The sequence below is a fragment of the Stakelama marina genome (assembly GCF_018122655.1).
Taxonomy (GTDB): Bacteria; Pseudomonadota; Alphaproteobacteria; order Sphingomonadales; family Sphingomonadaceae; genus Sphingomonas; species Sphingomonas marina.
In genome coordinates, this window is record NZ_JAGRQC010000001.1 from 309,556 (window position 1) to 326,577 (window position 17,022).

Sequence of the window (17,022 nt, forward strand, 5' to 3'; positions counted from 1 at the left end):
CTTGAAGATCGTCAGCTACAATGTGAACGGCATCAAGGCCCGGCTACCGCGGTTGCTGGAGTATCTGGCCGAGGAATCGCCCGATATCGTCTGCCTGCAGGAACTCAAAAGCTCCGACGAGACATTTCCCGAACAGGATATCCGCGATGCCGGTTACGGCGCGCTCTGGCATGGGCAAAAGGCGTTCAACGGCGTCGCGATCCTCTCCAGGGGCAGCGATCCTGTCGAGCGCCAGCGCGGACTGGGTGGCGACCCCGACGACACGCACAGCCGCTATCTGGAGGCGGATGTCGACGGGCTGATCGTCGCGTCGATCTATTTGCCGAACGGGAACCCCGTCCCGGGGCCGAAATTCGATTACAAGCTCAACTGGTTCGAACGGCTGAACGAACGCGCGGCAACGCTGCTCGCGGAGGAACGCGAAGTCGTTCTTGCTGGCGACTATAATGTCATCCCCAATGACGACGACGTCTTTTCGGTGAAGGCCATGGCGAGCGATGCGCTGATGCAGCCCGAATCGCGTCAGGCGTATCGCAGGCTTCTCGCCCAGGGCTGGACCGATAGCCTGCGCACGCGGTTTCCCGCCGGCGGAATATGGACGTTCTGGGATTATCAGGCCGGCGCCTGGCAGCGGGACGCGGGCTTTCGCATCGACCATCTGCTGCTGAGTCCGATGGCGGCGGACCGCTTCGGCGACGCCGGCGTCGACAAGGCGTATCGCGGACGCGAAAAGGCGAGTGACCATGCACCGACCTGGGTCCGGCTACGCTAGGCGTAAATTCCAGAACCTTGGTCATGGCTGCCGGACATCGGCAGTATTCGCCACACCAAAATTCTAACAAATACCGAATAACAACGACTTAGGTGTTTGGCACATGTAATGCACTAAGACAGCTGCCGGCGTGTTGACCGGTACAGTCTTGGGAGGATTACCAAATGCGTACACTCATTGTTTTCGCCGGCGGCCTCGCGCTTTGCACGGCGACTATCGCCACGGCGCATGAAGAAAAGCCGCAGACCGAACACCAGGCGACGACGATGCAGCCGAGCGATCGCAGCGTCAGTCTCGATCGGACGATTTGCGTCAAGCATGAGCCTTTTACCGGGTCGAGAATCGCGAAAAAGACCTGCCACAGCTATCGCGACTGGCTGAAGCAGGGCATCGATCCGCTCGACCGCTAAGGCCTATAGGCGGGCGCTCCGGAACGTCACTGGAGCGCCCGGCCATATTCGCGGACGTGCTCGACGATCCGCCGAAAAGCAAAAATTTCACAAGAACAAGTCGGAACGGCGTCCCTGCTTCCTAAGAAGTGGGCATGAAAAAACTATTCGCCCCGGCGCTTTGCGCCCTTGTCTTCGCCGCGCCTGCGGTCGCGAGCGAAACCGAAGAAGCCCGTTTCTGCCCGGATCGGCCAGATCTCGCCATATCGGCGTGCATCGTGCCGCCGGGATCGGCGGTGCTCGAAGTATCGGCGGTCGATTGGGAGCGCGTCACCTTCGACCATGAACGCGAGGACAAGGTCCTTGCCGGCAGCTTCGTGCTGCGGGCGGGCGTGACCGAGACGACCGAGGTGCGCGTTGGCTGGACGCCCTATGGCCATGTCCGCATCGCCGACGAAGCGCATCACGAAGTCCATGAATATGAAGGTGTCGGCGACGTCTATGTCGGCGTGAAGCAGAGCCTTGCCAATCCGAGCGGACACGGTTTCGCGGTGGCGCTTCTGCCGTATGCCACGCTGCCTACCGGCGATCACCATATCGGCGCCGGCGACTGGGGTGCCGGGCTGGCGCTTCCAATCAGCTATTCGATCGGCGAGGGCGTCGAGATCGCCGCGATGCCGCAGGTCCGCGCGGCCGTCGACGAGGATCGTGACGGCCGGCACCTTGCCTATGGCGGCGTCGTCGGGCTTATTACCGAACTCGGCCACGGCATCGACAGCGCGCTGGAAATGAAGGTCGAACGCGACCGTGACCCGCATGGTCACGCCACCGACTGGCTCGCGGCGGCGTCGCTTGCCTGGGAACCGCGCCACGGTCTGCAGTTCGATATCGGCGGCGAGATCGGCCTCAACGCCGAAAGCCCCGATTTCCGCATCCTGACCGGTTTCGCTACCGCGCTTTAACGATCGGCGGGAGCCGCGTCAGCCCAGCGTCTTCTCATAGACCTGATAGACCTTGTTGACGCGGCTCTCGATCGTTTCGGCGATCGCGACCATTCCCTGATTGTCGTCGAGAATCCAGCCGATTTCGCCGCGCGAGGCACCGTAATGCCGAACCGCCGCGCGGCGAATATATTCGATCATCATGAAGGCGAGCTGGCTCGCCATGCGCGATGATTGCAGGCGCTTCACCACGCCCATCAGCGGCACGCGCATCGTCTTTGCCTTGGGTTTGCGCAGCCACCAGAGCAGCTTCGCCCAGCCGAACGGCAGGAGCGATCCGCCGAGCGGCTTGATCGCTTCGTTGAGGTCGGGAAGGGTAATCATGAACGCGACGGGTTCGCCGTCGAGTTCGGCGATCATGATGAGATCCTCGAACACGATCGGTTTCAGCTTCTTGCCGACATCGTCGATTTCGGGCTGGGTGAGGGGGACGAACCCCCAATTGTCCGACCATGCGTCGTTGAGGATGGCGAGGATGATCGCCGCTTCCTGATCGAATTTCGACTTGTCGACCTTGCGGATGACGATGCGGTCGTTGCGCTCGCCCGACTTGATGATGCGCTGGACGATCGGCGGGAAATCCTGCGTGATGTCGAGCTCATAGGTCATGAGCTGCTTGACCGGTTGATAGCCAGCGGCCTCGATCCAGCCCTGATATTCGGGGCGGTGATGGCCCATCATCACCGTCGGCGGATGGTCATGCCCCTTGGTCAGCAGGCCCGGTTCTTCCCAGACCGACAGCGAAACCGGGCCGATCGCACGGTCCATCCCCTTTTCACGCAGCCATTGTTCGGCGCGTTCGATCAGCAGTCGGGCGGTATCGGAATCCTCCGCCTCGAACATGCCCCAGAACCCCGCGCCGGGCCCGAAGCCCTGTGCGCGCGGCATCGTCAGGGCGAGCGTATCGAGATGCGCGGAGATGCGTCCGACGACCGCGCCACCGCGTTCGGCGAGGAAAAGCTGCCCTTCGGCATGGCTGAACCAGCCATTCTTTTTCGGGTCGATCATCCCCGCGACTTCGCTTTTCAGCGGAGGAACCCAGTTGGGGTCATTTCGATAAAGTCGATAAGGGAGATCGATAAAAGCCTTGCGGTCGGCGTTGTTTGCGACGGGGCGGATCGATATATTCTGGGTCAAGGAAAAGCGCCTTTTCGTTTGATAACGCACTCTCGTCTGGGTGCGGCGCTGTCAACCATGTTTGCGCCAAGCTAGGACGCCAGCGCAATCGCAACCTCAAATTGCCTCGCAATCGCCACTATCTGGGGTCAATGGCACAGCTTATGGAAAGCTCTCTTCGTCTCGATCGCGGCGCCGCCGCGGACAGCAGCAGCGCCCGTCCCGCCGCTACGCACCGCGCGGCGGAGGACAAGGCCATGCTGCGCGCCGCGGCCGAACTGACCCGCGACATCAACAAGGCGCGGCCGGCGATATATTGGTCGGACCTGATCGCGTCGGTAGCGATCGGCTATCCCGCGCTTTACGTGGCGGCGACGTCGCATACGACCTGGCTCGCCATCGTCGCGGGCGTGGTCGCCGTACTGGCGCTGTACCGTGCGATCAGCTTCATCCACGAGCTGACGCATATCAAGCATGCCGCCATGCCGGGGTTCCGGCTGGGCTGGAACCTGCTGGTCGGCATTCCGATGCTGACCCCGTCCTTCATGTATGAAGGCGTTCATACGCTGCATCATGCCAAGACACGCTATGGCACGGTCGAAGATCCCGAATATCTGCCGCTCGCGCTGATGAAGCCGTGGACGCTGCCGACCTTCATCCTGGTGGCGGCGCTGGCGCCCGTCGGCCTGCTGATCCGCTACGCGGTCCTGTCGCCGCTGTCGGTGGTGATGCCGTCGCTGCGCAAGGCAGTCGTCGAGCGCTATTCGTCGCTGTCGATCAACCCCTCCTTCCGCCGCCGTCTGCCCGAAGGCGACTTCCGCGCCCAGTGGCACCGGATCGAAGCAGCGGCCAGCCTATGGGCTATCGCGCTGCTCGTGATGGTCGGCACCGGCATCATTCCGCTGCACGCATTCATCGTGTTGCTGGCCGTGTCGTCGGGCGTGGCGGTGATCAACCAGCTTCGCACGCTGGTCGCGCATCTGTGGGAAAATGAGGGCGAGCCGATGAGCGTGACCGCGCAGTATCTCGATTCGGTCAATGTCCCGCCGCCGGCGATGCTGCCGATGCTGTGGGCGCCGGTCGGACTGCGCTATCACGCGCTGCACCACCTGCTGCCTAGCCTTCCCTATCACTCGCTGGGCGAGGCACATCGCCGCATTACCGGTGCGCTGGAGCTCGATTCGCCGTTCCACAAGGCGAGCCATACGGGGATGCCGGTGCTCGTGGGGCGGATCGCGCGCAGCACGATCAGCGCCCGTCGCCGCTAAGAGCGGCGTCGGCGGCTATTCCTCGGTTCGGAAGAGCACGGCCTCGCCGATCAGCAGGAACAGCAGGAACGGCGCCCACGCCGCGAGGAACGGCGGATAAGCACCGAGATTGCCCATCGCGATCGCGAAATTGTCGGCGACGAAATAGGCGAAACCCAGCGCCATCCCGATTACCGCGCGCAGGAACAGCTTGCCCGACCGCGCGATGCCGAATGCCGACACCGCGCCGAGCAGCGGCATCAGTACCGCCGACAGCGGTTCCGACAGCTTGTGCCACAACGACCCTTCCAGCGCCTTGGTTGGCCGTCCGGCCTCCTTCAGGTCGGTAATCGCCGAGCGCAGTTCGCCGAACGACAGACCGTCGGCATCGACATTCGATAGCGTGAACTGGCCGGGCGTGATCCCCTTGCCGAACCGCGCGGCGGGGATTTTCGTTTTCTCCCCGCTGGCAACGTCGAAGCGGATGGCGTTTTCGATCCGCCATGCGTCGCCGTCGCGCTGGCCGATCGGCGCGGTCACGATGTCGCGCAGCGTTCCACCGTCGCGTTCGTAGATGGTGACGCCAGCCAGGCGTTCCTGTCCGTTCACCTGGCCGATCTGGTTGACATGGATCAGATTCCCGCCGTCGCGGACCCAGATGTTCGATCGGTTGCCATGGTCGATCGGCAGCGGCCCGTAATCGACATCCTTCCACTGGTTTAGCGTCGCTGTCGCCCGCGCCACGACGCGCTGGTTGAAGGTGAACGAAATCGCCGCGACGCCTAGGCTGGCGATCAGCAGCGGCGCGAGCACCTGATGCGCGGAAAGACCCGCCGATTTCAGGGCGACGATCTCGCTGTTCTGATTGAGCGTCGATAGCGTGATGATCGTGCCCAACAGTGCGGCGAAGGGCAGGAACTGGGCGATGATCTGCGGGGTGCGCAGGCTGACATAGTGCCAGATTTCCGCCTGTCCGTTGCCCGGATGCGCCAATATCCGACCCGATTCGCTGAGCAGGTCGAGCGTCTGGAGGATCAGTACCAGCCCCGCCAGAATGGCGAAGGTCCGAACGAGAAACAGCCGCGCCATATAGATCGAGATCGTGCGCGAGGGGAAGAAGTCGGCCTGGCTCATGCCGTGCGCTTTCTGCCTGGAAGACGTTTGGAAATTGCCTTGCCGATCTTGGTCGCCCCGCGTTCGAGCGAGCCGATCGGCTGCCCGCCGGGCACGAAGGCGGCGACATAATACATGCGAATGACGAGCGCGGCGAAGATCAGGAACGGGCCCCATAGCGCGATGACCGGGTCGATCCGGCCAAGGCCGCCGATCGACGCGCCATATTCGTTCACCTTGTGATAGGTGATGAGCATGACGAGCGCGAGGAAGACGCCGAGCGCCGATGTCGATCGCTTGGGCGGTACGCCAAGCGCAAGCGCGAGCAGCGGCAGCAGGAATATCGTCGCCGCCTCTACGACGCGGAAATGGAAATTGGCGCGGCTGGTATCGCGCTGTTCTTCCGATACCGCGGGACTGTGCCCGACCCTCAGCAATTCGGGCAGCGTCAGTTCGAGATTATTGTCGCCGCGTTTTCGGAAATTCTTGAGCTTGGGCAGATCGATCGGCAGGTCGTGCGCGGTAAAGGTCAGAACCCGCGGCACGACGAATCCCGGCGCTTCGTGGACCAGCGTGCCGTTGGTCAGGCGAAAGATGATCGTGTCGGGGTCGTCGGTGGCGAGAAACTTGCCGCTCTGCGCGGTAACTGCCAGCCAGCCGCCATCGTCCATCTTGCGGTTGAGGAAAATCCCCTCGAGATCGGCGCCGCCATTGTGGCTCTGTTCGATCCGGAGCGTCATCTTGTCACCGAAATTGGTGAATTCGCCCACCTTGATCGACGCGCCCAGCGCGCCCGAGCGCAGTTCGAACCGCAATCCTTCGTAATTGTAGCGCGCCCAGGGCTGGACGAAGCCGACGATGCCGAGATTGAGCAGCGCGAGCGCGATCGCGTACATGTACGGCACCTTCAGCAGCCGCGAATAGCCCATGCCGACCGCGCGCATCACGTCGAGCTCGGACGAGGTGGCCAGCCGGCGAAAGGCGAGCAGCGTTCCGAGCAGCAACCCGATGGGTATGCCGAGGCCAAGATATTCGGGCAGCAGGTTGGCGAGCATCCGCCATACCACGCTGATCGGCCCGCCTTCGGTCGCGACGAAATCGAACAGCCGCAGCATCCGGTCGAGCACCAGCAGCATCGCCGCGATCAGGAGCGTCGATATGAGCGGCACCGCGATGAGCCGGGCCATGTAGCGATCGATCGCTTTCATCGTCGGAAAAATCTGGCCTTTCGCGGGAAGGGACGCGTCGGTTGCGGGTGCAGATTGGCTATAGCGGCAGCATATTGCCGCGTCAGCCCCTTCACGCCGATGCGCGCCGCGCCTCGGGCTGCTTATGGACAGCCGCCATCGCCTGGCGCAGCGCGTCCGCCATGCCGTTGATCGTATAGGGCTTTCTGAGCACGATATGGCCGCCGAATTGCGCGCTGTCGGCGGTGTCGCCGGCATAGCCGGTAACGAATATCACGCCGACGCCGTCCAGCATGGCCCCCAACTGGTCGATCAACTCCGGACCGGTCTGATCGGGCATCATCACGTCGGTAACGATGCAGTCGACATGCGCCGCCGCCTTTATCCTTGCCGGGGCTTCGAGCGGGGCGGGGCAGGCGATCACATTGTGGCCCAGTTCCTCGAGCACGGCGACGGTGGCCGCAAGCACACGTTCGTCGTCTTCGACCACGAGGATGTCGAGCGCGTCCGACGGTGCCGCCGGCGCTGCGGCAATAGGCACGGCCTCTGCAAATGCGGCCTCGGCCACTTCGACATGGCGGGGAAGCAGCAGCGTTACGGTGGTGCCGACACCTTCGACCGAATCGATGGTCACCTGCCCGCGCGATTGGCGAACGAACCCGAAAATCTGGCTGAGGCCGAGGCCGGTGCCCTTGCCGACCGGCTTGGTCGTGAAAAACGGCTCGAATGCACGTTCGACGACCTCTGGCGGCATGCCGCAGCCGGTGTCGCAGACGCTGATCGCCAGATAGTCGCCCGCCTCGCACTCGGCCAGTTCGCCTTCCTTGAGCGTGCGGCCACCGGTTTCGATGGTCAGCGTTCCGCGACCCTGCATCGCGTCACGCGCATTGACCGCGAGGTTCAGGATCGCGTTTTCGAGCTGATGGCGATCCGCCCAGACCTTCCAGCCCAGACCGGCGTCATGAACCTCGACCGAGATCGCCTCGCCGATCGTGCGTTCGAACAGCTCCTGCATCTCGCCGATCAGCGATGCGCCCTCGATCGCTTCGGGTAGCAGCGGCTCGGAGCGGGCGAAGCCGAGCAGTCGCCGGGTCAGCGCAGCGGCGCGCTTGGCGCCCTCCATCGCATTGTCGATATGCTGCACGGCGCCCGCCGCACCGCTTTCGACATGGCGTCTGGCGAGTTCGAGACCGCCGATCACGACCGCCAGCATGTTGTTGAAGTCATGCGCGATACCGCCGGTCAGCTGGCCGACCGCCTCCATCTTCTGGATCTGGCGCAGCTTGGCTTCGGCAGCCTCGCGTTCCTTTGCTTCTTCGCGCAATCGCTCGGTCGCGCTCTCGACTGCGGCTTCGAGCGCTTCGGAACGCTCACGCTCGCTCGCCGCCTCTGCATCGGCCATGGCGCGTTCACCGAGCACGCGCACCGTCAGCCAGGCCAGCGCGATCGCGGCCAGGATCAGGAGGATGCCGAGCGCGACCAGCGCTTTCGTGATCGTCGCCGATTGCGCCAGCGTGGTTTGCGCGGCCGCCGTGCGCAGGCGCAAGAGGTTGCGTTCGGTGGCGATGACGCCGTCGAGATTGCGCGTCAGGTGCCGCAGCGCCGGAGTGTCGCGGTCGGCGTTGTAAAAGGCATATGCCTTCTGGTTCTGGTCGTGCTGGGTGTACCAGGCGATGCGGTCGAGTTCCTTGCCGCGCCGCCGATAGCTGGTTTCCAGCGCGTCGATCTGGCGAAGCTGGGTCGGGTTTCCGTAGGAGGAGCGGCGAAGCTGGCCGATGATCGTGCCCGCGCGCAACCACTGGTCCGAATAGACCTGCCCGATCTCGCGCTCTCCGCTGATGACATAGCGGCCGAGCGACGCCTCCGCGCTCGCCATCGTTTCCGAAAGCGTACGGGCGAGGATCATCACCTCGTAGCTGTGCGATTGAAGGGCGAGGGCGCGGTCGCGTTCGCGGTCGGCGTCGCGCATGGTGAAGATGATACCGGCGATCACTGCCGCGCCCATCAACCCGATGACGACCATCAGCGTCGTCCGCCAGGCCGATCGCGGCGTCTTCACGTCCTCGGCGCTGTTGCTTTCGCTAGCGCGCATTCCCTTCCCCGCACCTGATGTCCGCGCTGCCCCCCAAACAGCAAAACAAGTTCAGCGTATCGCCCCGGTCGCGGTTCCGGCCGCCTTGAACATTGCCAGCACCTTGTCGACCTGTTCTGGACTATGCTCCGCGCATAGCGAACAGCGCAATAGGTACGTGCCCGCAGGCGTTGCCGGCGGACGAGCCATGTTTACGTACAGGCCGCTTTCGAGCAGCGCCTGCCACATCGCGACCGCCTGTTCCTGATCGTCGAGGATCACCGCGACGATCGCGCTGTCGGGGGTTTCGGTGCCGAGGCGGAACCCCATTTCCTTCAACCCGCCGTGCAGCTTGCGCGCATTGTCCCAGAGCCGCGCGCGCTTTTCGTGCGCGTGCATCAGCTTGCGGATAGACGTTTCCGCGGTTGCCACCACGCTGGGCGGCAGGCTGGCGGTGAAGATATAGGGGCGGCAGGCGAGGCGGATCGCCTCGAACTTGGGGTGGTTCGACACGCAGAATCCGCCGACCGTGCCGACTGATTTCGAAAAGGTGCCGACGACGAAATCGACTTGGTCGTCGAGGCCCTGATCCTCGTACACGCCGCGGCCATTGGGACCGAAAAAGCCCATCGAATGCGCTTCGTCGACCAGTACCATCGCGCCGTGCTTCTTGGAAACTTCGACCATTTCCTTCAGCGGAGCGATGTCGCCGAGCATCGAATAGACGCCTTCGAGCACGACGAGCTTGCCCGGTTCCTTGGGCAGGCGGCCGAGCCGCTTGTCGAGATCCTCGACCGAATTGTGGCGGAAGCGGACAATGTCGGCATAGCCCTGCTTGCAGCCATCATAGATCGAGGCATGGCTGTCGGCGTCGAGGATGACATATTCGCCCTTGCCGGCGAGCGTCGAGATCATGCCGAGATTGGCCATATAGCCGGTCGAAAAGACGATCGCGCCCGACATGCCGTAGAAATCGCGCAGCGCCTGTTCGACGCCCATGTGATCGCGGAACGTGCCGTTGAGCATACGGCTGCCATTGGTGCCCGAACCGAACTGGTCGAGCGCGTCCTTGCCCGCCTGCACGACGTCCGGATCGAAGGTCATGCCCATATAATTGTAGGTGCCGAGCAGGATCGTGTCCTTGCCCGAAATCACCGCCTCGGTCGGCGATTTCACCTGCTCCATGACGATCGAGAAGGGATCAGTGACGCCCGAATCGAGCAGCGCCTGCCGCTCCGCGATCAGCGGATCGAACTTGCTCATCAGGTCGCTGTCGGCGCTGCCGGGCTGTCCGGCGTGGGCGTCGGCGGTCTGGCCGGCTTCGGTCATTCGGATCAGCCCTTCAGCTTCTCTACGGCATCGACGAGCTGGCCGACATTTTCGATCTCGGCCTGCATGTTCATCGTGATGATGATGTCGAATTCGTCCTCGATCGCGGCGACGAAATCCATCACGGTCAGGCTGTCCCATTCCAGATCGTGCTGGAAGGTGGTGCTGTCGGTCAGCTCGACACCCTTCTTGTTGAAGGGCTCGATCAGCTCGGCGACTTTGGCGAAAGTCTGTTGGCGGTCGCTCATGAACGTCCTTTGCGGGTATTGATATGTGTCTCGTATTTGCCCGTTTGCCCGTGACAGGCAAATGCGGCGGCTTTTCGGCGCTTCTATAGCAGCCCTTGCGCGCGATACCACGCCGCGGTGGCGGCAAGGCCGGCGGAGGTCTGGATTTCGGGGCGCCACAGCGCCTCTGGCGGGTGGTTGCCGGGATCGGAAACCCAGTCTTCGTGGCAGAAATAGGCGACGCGGTCGGGAGTCAGCTTGGCGCGCTTGCCCCGAACCAGCCGGTCGAGATGCGCGCCCGCCAGCATCAGCGGGCGGGGCAGGGCGATGGCGGCTACCCTGCGATCGACCGCATTGCCGATCGCGCGCGCGAACTGCTTGTGCGACCAGCCGCCGGCTTCACCGTCATCGGGTTCGAAGATGCGCTGGTTCGCAGCCTCCGGCCGAACCGCGAGTTCGAGCAGCAGCCGACCGAGATCTCGCACTTCTATGACCGACAGCCGGCCGCCGGGCGGAAGCAGCGCGATACCGCGGCTCGCGAGGCGAAACAGTTCGAGCATTTCCATGTCGCCGGGGCCATAGATTGCGGGTGGACGCACAATCGCCCAATCGCGACCCGACGCCTCGACGAGCTTGTCGGCCTCTGCCTTCGACCAGCCATAGCGCGACAATTGCGGTTCGCGCGCCGCGAGCGAGGAGACGTGGACATATCGTCCCACGCCCGCCTGCTCGGTCGCGGCGAGCATGTTGCGCGTACCCTCTATGTTGCCGTGTTCGAAGCCCGTCTTGTCGGGCGCGTTGACCACGCCGGCGACGTGGATGACGGCATCGGCCCCTTCGGCCAGCCGAACGAGTGCGTCGCGATCGTCAAGCGAACCCGGCACCCAATCGACACCGTCGATCGCCTCTTGCGGGCGGCGGGTGAGTGCGCGGACGCGGTGTCCGGCGTCACGCGCGAGTTCGAGCAGATGGCTACCGACAAATCCTGTCGCACCGGTAACCGCGATCAACGCCATGGTCGCTCGTGCTCGCGATCAGCCAGCGGCGGGGTGGGTAGAACGACCGTCGTAGCGCGCGAACCACGCGAAAGATGCTGCGACAGGCTCAGCCTGAGCGCGGGATCGGGACGCAATCCGTTCAAAGCACCGCCATATGGTTGCGATGGACAAGCGCGGATCGCGGCGCATAGCCGAGGATGCGCGGAATATCCTCGCTGCGGCGACCGATGATGCGCTGCGCATCCTGATAGTCATATTCGGCGAGCCCGCGGGCGATGCGGTTGTGCTTCGAATCGACGATCTGGACGAGGTCGCCGCGGGTAAATTCACCCTCGATGCGGATCGCGCCGGCGGGCAGCAGGCTGTTGCCGTTCTGAAGCGCGTCGACCGCGCCCTGATCGATGATGATCGTGCCCGCCTCGGTCAGGCCGCCGGCGAGCCACGCCTTGCGCGCGCCCGCGGTGCCCGATCCGACGAACACGGTGCCGTGCCCCGATTCGGCGAACTGCGCCAGCGCATGATCGTGATGACCCGAGATGATGGCGAGGTCGGCGCCGACCGTGGTCGCGATGCGCGCGGCCTCGATCTTCGATACCATGCCGCCAGAGCCCATGCCCGAGTTGGACCCGGTATCGGCCATCGCCTCGATCTCCGCGTCGATTTCCTCGACAACGGGGATCAGCTTGGCATCGGGGTTGGTCGAAGGGTTGGAATCGTACAGCCCGTCGATGTCGGACAGCAGGACCACACCGTCAGCCTCGCAAGCCTGCGCGACGCGCGCGGCAAGCCGGTCATTGTCGCCAAAGCGAATGCGTTCGGTCGCGACGGTGTCGTTTTCGTTGACGATCGGCACGACGCCAAGCGTCAGCAACCGGCTGAGCGTGGCGGAGGCGTTGAGATAGCGGCGGCGATCCTCGAGATCGCCCAGCGTCACCAGCACCTGTGCGGCGGTCAGGTCTTCGGCATTGAGCAGTTCGGCCCAGACATGCGCGAGCGCGATCTGGCCCGTGGCGGCAGAGGCCTGCGCATCTTCCAGGCTGTTGCGTCCGCCCCCGGGCAGACCGAGCCGGCGCGCGCCGAGCGCGATCGCGCCCGAGCTGACGATGGCGACTTCCTGTCCGGCGCGAATCCGTTCGGCGACGTCATGCGCAAGCGTTTCGAGCCACGCGCGATGGACCTCGCCATCGGGGCTGACGAGCAGTGCCGAGCCGACCTTCACGATCAGTCGGGGGCAGCGTTCGGGCGAAAAGCGGTCCGCCTGGTTCAAGTCGGGCCTCCTGGCGTTGGTTTACAGATAGAATAGCTCAAATGGGCGACCATTCGATAGGGTCTTCGCCGTCCGCAGCATCAGTGCCCGGAGAGGCGGCTTGTTCCATCGGGATCGCGGCGAGCAGACGGTCGAGCACGGCTTCGACACCCTGGCCCGACACGCCCGACATCGGCAGCACGTCCGCGCCGCTGGCCTCTGCCAGTTCGGCGGTTAGCGCTTCGGTCAGTTCGTCGTCGAGCAGATCGGCCTTGTTGAGTACGATGACTTCGGGCTTGTCGGTCAGCCCGGCGCCATACGCCTCCAGCTCCTCGCGCACGGTGCGATAGGCCGCGCCCGGATCGTCGCCATGCGCATCGACGAGGTGGAGCAGCACCTTGCAGCGTTCGATATGGCCGAGGAAGCGGTCGCCGATCCCGGCGCCGTCGGCCGCGCCCTCGATCAGCCCGGGAATGTCGGCGATGACGAATTCGCGACCCTTGTGCTTGACGACGCCGAGCTGCGGCCGCGTGGTGGTGAAGGCATAATCGCCGACCTTTGCCTTGGCATTGGTCACCGCGTTGATGAAGGTCGATTTGCCCGCATTGGGCAGCCCGACCAGCCCGGCATCGGCAAGCAGCTTGAGCCGCAGCCACACCCAGGCTTCTTCGCCCGGCCAGCCGGTACCGTGCTGGCGCGGAGCGCGGTTGGTCGAGCTTTTGTACGACAGGTTGCCGCGCCCGCCATCGCCGCCGCGCAGGAACACCTTGCGTTCGCCCACGCGGGTGAAGTCCATGAGGACATGTTCCTTGTCCTCGCTCAGCACCTGCGTGCCGACGGGAACCTGGATGACAAGGTCCTTGCCGCCCGCGCCGGTCTTGTTCTGGCCGGCGCCGCCCTTGCCGCGCGGGGCGCGGAAATGCTGCGTGTAGCGAAAGTCGATGAGCGTGTTCAGACCGGCCACCGCCTCGAACACGATATCGGCGCCCTTGCCGCCGTCACCGCCGTCGGGGCCGCCATATTCGATATATTTCTCGCGCCGGAAGCTGACCGCGCCGGGTCCGCCATGTCCGGAACGGACGTAGATTTTGGCCTGATCGAGGAAGTGCATGCAGGGCTATCTAGCGAAGCGTCGCGATTTCGCCAGTGTTGCGTTAACCCGCGACCGGAGAATGGCGACCGGCGAGCAGGGTGTTGCACGCCAGTTCTCGCGCCTTTTCCCGCGGCAATCCCAGCGCGCGCGCCATCGGCCCGCCCAGCAATGCGTCGCCCAGCGCCATCAGCACCAGTTGCAGCGTTTCTTCGTGGATCGGCTTCGTCTGCTCGCTATGCCCCTCGGCAAGCTCGTCGACGAGGCGGTGGATCGCCTCCAGAATCGGGTCGAGCGCGTCTTCATTGCCCGACAGGATCATCCAGCTCGCCAGCGCGCCGGCGCCTTCCTTGTCAAAGGCATCGAAGGTCAGGTCGACGACCTCGCGCGGGTTCTGGTCGCCCGCGCGCGCCTTCATCGCCGCCGCGCCGATCTTCGCGGTGATGGTGTCCGCCATGCTTTCGATCAGCGCCTTTTGCAGCCCCGCCGCCGACCCGAAATGGTGGAGCAGATTGGCATGCGTCCGCCCGATGCGCGTCGCCACCGCCTTCAGCGTAACCGCCTGCGGCCCCGCTTCGATCAACAGGCTGCGGGCGGCTTCGAGTGCGGCGATGCGCGATTCTTCGGGGGACAGGCGTTTGCGAATGGTTGCCATGCTGGTGTGATTTGCGAACCCGCTATTCCAAAGCCCGCTTGTGACGGAAAATCGCCGCGAACGCAAAGGGGGAGAGGGATGTTTCGCGGTCGCTGGTTACGCGCGATCGTACTTCGCACCGTCGGCGAAGGGCCGTCAGCTGACTGTCCGGTTTCAGATGATCGAAGCGGGAAAGCTGCCGTAAGTGCTGAACCACGCGCCGGACCGCTTTCGCCGCATCTCGGCCCTTCGGAGCCATCTACGGCTTGCCTGAAAGCGGACACGGTGCTTAGATTGGAAATCTCATTGAAGGGACCGGCATGGGCAAGAAGGTCGTCGGCGTCGCAATGCCGGTCATAGCTGGTGGCATCGCTGGCGGTTTTCGCCTTGGTTGGCTCGCATTTTTCACGGTCACCCTCGGACTCGGTTTAGCGTGGTATCTCGCCGACCTCGCGATTGATCGCCGAGAGCGCAACCGCTGACAGGCGGGAAAGCGAACAAAGCAGACGTAGCGCCAACCAAATCGACTTCCCGTTAGCGGTCGTTCATTCATGCGGGCTGATACGACAACGAACGGCCGATTATCGGCATCACCTGGCGTGACCTAATCGTCCGAAATGTTGTGGGATGCGGACATTCTTGCTATTTATATTTCGTCGCTGGTCGCCACTCGAACATGAGGTAGATCGACTGGGTCTGCCGCTCCGACAGCCAAGTAGTTTCGGCGAGCATCGGCTAACGAGAGTGTGCGATTAGGACCACCCCGCACCACGTCTGCATCATGGTCGTCCTGACCATCATCCTCCCAGAAACAGACAGGGCAAATCTCGAACATGCCCCGGCCCTTCAAAGTTAGGCGACTACAGCATGGGCACCTATAGCTCGCGACCTTCTCGCTATCCTTCACGACGTTGTGCCAGACCATGTTCTTCGCCCTGTTTCGCTCAGCGCTCTTCATAGCGCGTCTGGCTATGTCCGCTAAGGGGTCGGGTTTAGAATGCACCTTCCGGGCAATAAACATAGAAATGCCGCCCTTCGCTCGCGGCCTCGGTTAGCCGACGGTTTCCGGGAACAAAGCGGCCCTTCTTTGTGTCAGAACGCCCGCCGATACCTGCCGATCGTTCATATGGATGAACCGGCTTCCCGGCGACCTCGGGAAGCCGGAACCAGTGTCAAATTTCCGTCCGTTCGGACAGTGTCAGGGCATCATCCACATCGACGCCTAGGTAACGGACCGTGTTCTCGATGTTCGTATGACCCAGCAGGGTCTGGACGGCCCGAAGATTGCCTGTGGCTTTGTAGATCAGTGCTGCCTTGGTCCTGCGCATCGAGTGCGTGCCATACTCCCGCTTGTCGAGGCCAATCGTTGAAACCCACTCGTCGACAAGACGAGCGTACTGCCGTGTGCTCAAATGGCCGAGATAATCGTTCCTGCTTGGGAATACGAAGTCGCGAATCGTGCCGCCGCGCCGATCGAGCCATGTCGTCAGGCTCTTGCGTGCTTCCATCATGATCTCGAACTGCACGGGTCGATCGGTCTTTTGTTGGATGACGGTCGCGCGATCCCGAAATAACCCCGCGCTCATCAGGTCGCCGATCCTGATTTTGACGAGATCGCAGCCTCGCAATTTGCTGTCGATGGCGAGATCGAACAGTGCCCGGTCGCGCAGACGTTTGTGTTCGTCGAGATAGAAGCGGATCGCCCAGATATCGCGAGGCTTCAGCGGGCGCTTCGGCCCAACTATTTTCCCTGCGTTCCAAGGGCTCCGATAATGAATGGCCGGGTCGAGGTCTGAATGTCCCATGATAGTTCTCCGATGGCCGGGATGGCTAGCGCGAGTATAGGATCCACGCGTCGCGTCTTCCGACATGTGTCGCGCGACACTTGACGATTTCACGGCGTTCCGCTATATCCAAGCGATGGAAATAGAGAGCATCAGGCACAAAGGCCTGCGCCGCTTCTTTGAGACGGGCAACGCCAAAGGCCTGGTTGGAGATGCGGGGCGGCTGCGCAAGATGCTCGCTTTTATCGACGCTGCGGAAAGCTTCGAAGAACTGTCGGTGCCTCCGAACTTCGGATTGCATGAGCTGACTGGCGATCGGAAGGGAAGCTGGTCGATGACGGTTACGAGAAACTGGCGGATGACGTTCGGTTTGAATGATGAAGGCGCGCTAATCGATATGGATCTGGAGGATTATCATGGCGCTTAAGATGCACCCTTCGCTCGCGGTCCACGTGGGCGACTGGTTGAAGACAGAAATCGTGGAGCCTGCAGAGGTCAGCGTGACGGCTTTGGCCGAGCATTTTGGCGTATCGAGGCAGGCATTGAGCACCTTGCTGAATGGCAATGCGAACCTGTCTGCCGATATGGCTATCCGGTTTGAGAAGGCTTTCGGCATCAAGGCCGACACTCTGTTGCGGATGCAGACGACCTATGAGCTGGCCCAGGCCCGCGAGCACGAAAATGACATCAAGGTCGAGAAGCTCGCAAAAGCTGCCTGACATCGCGAACAAAGCGGAAGTTCGAGCCTCGAAATGGCTACCCTGAAAGCGGCCGTTCGTTCACGGTTTGGTATGGAGGAAACGGGGGAGGCAAGCCGA

19 protein-coding genes are annotated in these 17,022 nt (G+C 63.1%); 7 read left to right on the plus strand and 12 right to left on the minus strand.

The annotated features are described in order from the left end of the window. Position 1 precedes the first annotated feature (1 nt). The 3 genes from xth to J7S20_RS01435 all read left to right on the plus strand — a co-directional run bounded on the left by xth (position 2) and on the right by J7S20_RS01435 (position 2,123). Positions 2 to 772, plus strand: coding sequence for an exodeoxyribonuclease III (gene xth / locus J7S20_RS01425; RefSeq protein WP_284052452.1), 771 nt, complete (start codon positions 2 to 4; stop codon positions 770 to 772). Positions 773 to 936: 164 nt separating this feature from the next. Continuing rightward, positions 937 to 1,182 (plus strand): hypothetical protein, encoded by a 246-nt coding sequence (locus J7S20_RS01430; RefSeq protein ID WP_284052453.1) that lies wholly within the window; start codon positions 937 to 939, stop codon positions 1,180 to 1,182. 134 nt (positions 1,183 to 1,316) lie between these two features. Further along, a complete protein-coding gene (locus J7S20_RS01435; RefSeq protein WP_284052454.1) occupies positions 1,317 to 2,123 on the plus strand; it encodes a transporter in 807 nt (268 codons plus the stop codon). A gap of 18 nt (positions 2,124 to 2,141) precedes the next feature. On the opposite strand, the gene J7S20_RS01440 is transcribed toward J7S20_RS01435, so the two are convergent. Continuing rightward, positions 2,142 to 3,170 carry an N-acetyltransferase gene (locus J7S20_RS01440; RefSeq protein WP_430980889.1) on the minus strand — a complete coding sequence of 343 codons (1,029 nt, stop codon included), beginning with the start codon at positions 3,168 to 3,170 and terminating at the stop codon, positions 2,142 to 2,144. Positions 3,171 to 3,442: 272 nt separating this feature from the next. On the opposite strand from J7S20_RS01440, the gene J7S20_RS01445 reads away from it, so the two are divergent. Beyond that, positions 3,443 to 4,546, plus strand: coding sequence for a fatty acid desaturase family protein (locus J7S20_RS01445; RefSeq protein WP_430980910.1), 1,104 nt, complete (start codon positions 3,443 to 3,445; stop codon positions 4,544 to 4,546). A 15-nt stretch (positions 4,547 to 4,561) separates the two neighbouring features. Here the strand turns inward: J7S20_RS01445 and lptG are convergent, their stop codons facing one another. The 9 genes from lptG to J7S20_RS01490 form a co-directional block, all read right to left on the minus strand. Then, entirely contained in the window at positions 4,562 to 5,659 is a 1,098-nt protein-coding gene (gene lptG / locus J7S20_RS01450) for an LPS export ABC transporter permease LptG (protein ID WP_284052457.1), read from the minus strand. Further along, a complete protein-coding gene (gene lptF / locus J7S20_RS01455; protein ID WP_284052458.1) occupies positions 5,656 to 6,846 on the minus strand; it encodes an LPS export ABC transporter permease LptF in 1,191 nt (396 codons plus the stop codon). Before lptF ends, lptG begins: the two co-directional genes overlap by 4 nt. Positions 6,847 to 6,937: 91 nt before the next feature. After that, complete coding sequence (locus J7S20_RS01460) at positions 6,938 to 8,917, minus strand: ATP-binding protein (RefSeq protein ID WP_284052459.1); 1,980 nt, start codon at positions 8,915 to 8,917, stop codon at positions 6,938 to 6,940. 51 nt (positions 8,918 to 8,968) lie between these two features. After that, a complete protein-coding gene (gene spt, locus J7S20_RS01465; RefSeq protein ID WP_284052460.1) occupies positions 8,969 to 10,225 on the minus strand; it encodes a serine palmitoyltransferase in 1,257 nt (418 codons plus the stop codon). Positions 10,226 to 10,230: 5 nt separating this feature from the next. Further along, a complete protein-coding gene (locus J7S20_RS01470; RefSeq protein WP_284052461.1) occupies positions 10,231 to 10,473 on the minus strand; it encodes an acyl carrier protein in 243 nt (80 codons plus the stop codon). 83 nt (positions 10,474 to 10,556) lie between these two features. Continuing rightward, entirely contained in the window at positions 10,557 to 11,468 is a 912-nt protein-coding gene (locus tag J7S20_RS01475) for an NAD-dependent epimerase/dehydratase family protein (RefSeq protein WP_284052462.1), read from the minus strand. Between the two features lie 121 nt (positions 11,469 to 11,589). Further along, positions 11,590 to 12,717, minus strand: a complete 1,128-nt coding sequence (gene proB / locus J7S20_RS01480; RefSeq protein WP_284052463.1) for a glutamate 5-kinase — start codon at positions 12,715 to 12,717, stop codon at positions 11,590 to 11,592. A gap of 37 nt (positions 12,718 to 12,754) precedes the next feature. Beyond that, entirely contained in the window at positions 12,755 to 13,807 is a 1,053-nt protein-coding gene (gene obgE / locus J7S20_RS01485; RefSeq protein WP_284052464.1) for a GTPase ObgE, read from the minus strand. Between the two features lie 43 nt (positions 13,808 to 13,850). Beyond that, positions 13,851 to 14,441 carry a TetR/AcrR family transcriptional regulator gene (locus J7S20_RS01490; RefSeq protein WP_284052465.1) on the minus strand — a complete coding sequence of 197 codons (591 nt, stop codon included), beginning with the start codon at positions 14,439 to 14,441 and terminating at the stop codon, positions 13,851 to 13,853. Positions 14,442 to 14,740: 299 nt separating this feature from the next. Between J7S20_RS01490 and J7S20_RS01495 the strand changes: the two genes are divergently transcribed. Continuing rightward, positions 14,741 to 14,902: a hypothetical protein gene (locus tag J7S20_RS01495; protein ID WP_284052466.1), complete on the plus strand. Its 162-nt coding sequence runs from the start codon at positions 14,741 to 14,743 to the stop codon at positions 14,900 to 14,902. A gap of 164 nt (positions 14,903 to 15,066) precedes the next feature. Here the strand turns inward: J7S20_RS01495 and J7S20_RS16325 are convergent, their stop codons facing one another. After that, positions 15,067 to 15,441 carry a CPCC family cysteine-rich protein gene (locus J7S20_RS16325; RefSeq protein ID WP_430980890.1) on the minus strand — a complete coding sequence of 125 codons (375 nt, stop codon included), beginning with the start codon at positions 15,439 to 15,441 and terminating at the stop codon, positions 15,067 to 15,069. Positions 15,442 to 15,592: 151 nt separating this feature from the next. Beyond that, positions 15,593 to 16,225, minus strand: a complete 633-nt coding sequence (locus J7S20_RS01500; RefSeq protein ID WP_284052467.1) for a tyrosine-type recombinase/integrase — start codon at positions 16,223 to 16,225, stop codon at positions 15,593 to 15,595. A 115-nt stretch (positions 16,226 to 16,340) separates the two neighbouring features. Between J7S20_RS01500 and J7S20_RS01505 the strand changes: the two genes are divergently transcribed. Together J7S20_RS01505 and J7S20_RS01510 are read left to right on the plus strand one after the other, a co-directional pair. After that, positions 16,341 to 16,631, plus strand: a complete 291-nt coding sequence (locus tag J7S20_RS01505; protein ID WP_007014453.1) for a type II toxin-antitoxin system RelE/ParE family toxin — start codon at positions 16,341 to 16,343, stop codon at positions 16,629 to 16,631. Beyond that, positions 16,621 to 16,923 (plus strand): HigA family addiction module antitoxin, encoded by a 303-nt coding sequence (locus tag J7S20_RS01510; RefSeq protein WP_284052468.1) that lies wholly within the window; start codon positions 16,621 to 16,623, stop codon positions 16,921 to 16,923. Before J7S20_RS01505 ends, J7S20_RS01510 begins: the two co-directional genes overlap by 11 nt. Positions 16,924 to 17,022: the final 99 nt, after the last annotated feature.

Bases quoted from the DNA above. Each gene is read 5' to 3' on its own strand.
- J7S20_RS01430 (WP_284052453.1), top strand. From the start codon at position 937: ATGCGTACACTCATTGTTTTCGCCGGCGGCCTCGCGCTTTGCACGGCG.
- J7S20_RS01435 (WP_284052454.1), top strand. From the start codon at position 1,317: ATGAAAAAACTATTCGCCCCGGCGCTTTGCGCCCTTGTCTTCGCCGCG.
- J7S20_RS01440 (WP_430980889.1), bottom strand. From the start codon at position 3,170: ATGATCGACCCGAAAAAGAATGGCTGGTTCAGCCATGCCGAAGGGCAG.
- J7S20_RS01445 (WP_430980910.1), top strand. From the start codon at position 3,443: ATGGAAAGCTCTCTTCGTCTCGATCGCGGCGCCGCCGCGGACAGCAGC.
- lptG (WP_284052457.1), bottom strand. From the start codon at position 5,659: ATGAGCCAGGCCGACTTCTTCCCCTCGCGCACGATCTCGATCTATATG.
- lptF (WP_284052458.1), bottom strand. From the start codon at position 6,846: ATGAAAGCGATCGATCGCTACATGGCCCGGCTCATCGCGGTGCCGCTC.
- J7S20_RS01460 (WP_284052459.1), bottom strand. From the start codon at position 8,917: ATGCGCGCTAGCGAAAGCAACAGCGCCGAGGACGTGAAGACGCCGCGA.
- spt (WP_284052460.1), bottom strand. From the start codon at position 10,225: ATGACCGAAGCCGGCCAGACCGCCGACGCCCACGCCGGACAGCCCGGC.
- J7S20_RS01470 (WP_284052461.1), bottom strand. From the start codon at position 10,473: ATGAGCGACCGCCAACAGACTTTCGCCAAAGTCGCCGAGCTGATCGAG.
- J7S20_RS01475 (WP_284052462.1), bottom strand. From the start codon at position 11,468: ATGGCGTTGATCGCGGTTACCGGTGCGACAGGATTTGTCGGTAGCCAT.
- obgE (WP_284052464.1), bottom strand. From the start codon at position 13,807: ATGCACTTCCTCGATCAGGCCAAAATCTACGTCCGTTCCGGACATGGC.
- J7S20_RS01490 (WP_284052465.1), bottom strand. From the start codon at position 14,441: ATGGCAACCATTCGCAAACGCCTGTCCCCCGAAGAATCGCGCATCGCC.
- J7S20_RS01495 (WP_284052466.1), top strand. From the start codon at position 14,741: ATGGGCAAGAAGGTCGTCGGCGTCGCAATGCCGGTCATAGCTGGTGGC.
- J7S20_RS16325 (WP_430980890.1), bottom strand. From the start codon at position 15,441: ATGTTTATTGCCCGGAAGGTGCATTCTAAACCCGACCCCTTAGCGGAC.
- J7S20_RS01500 (WP_284052467.1), bottom strand. From the start codon at position 16,225: ATGGGACATTCAGACCTCGACCCGGCCATTCATTATCGGAGCCCTTGG.
- J7S20_RS01505 (WP_007014453.1), top strand. From the start codon at position 16,341: ATGGAAATAGAGAGCATCAGGCACAAAGGCCTGCGCCGCTTCTTTGAG.
- J7S20_RS01510 (WP_284052468.1), top strand. From the start codon at position 16,621: ATGGCGCTTAAGATGCACCCTTCGCTCGCGGTCCACGTGGGCGACTGG.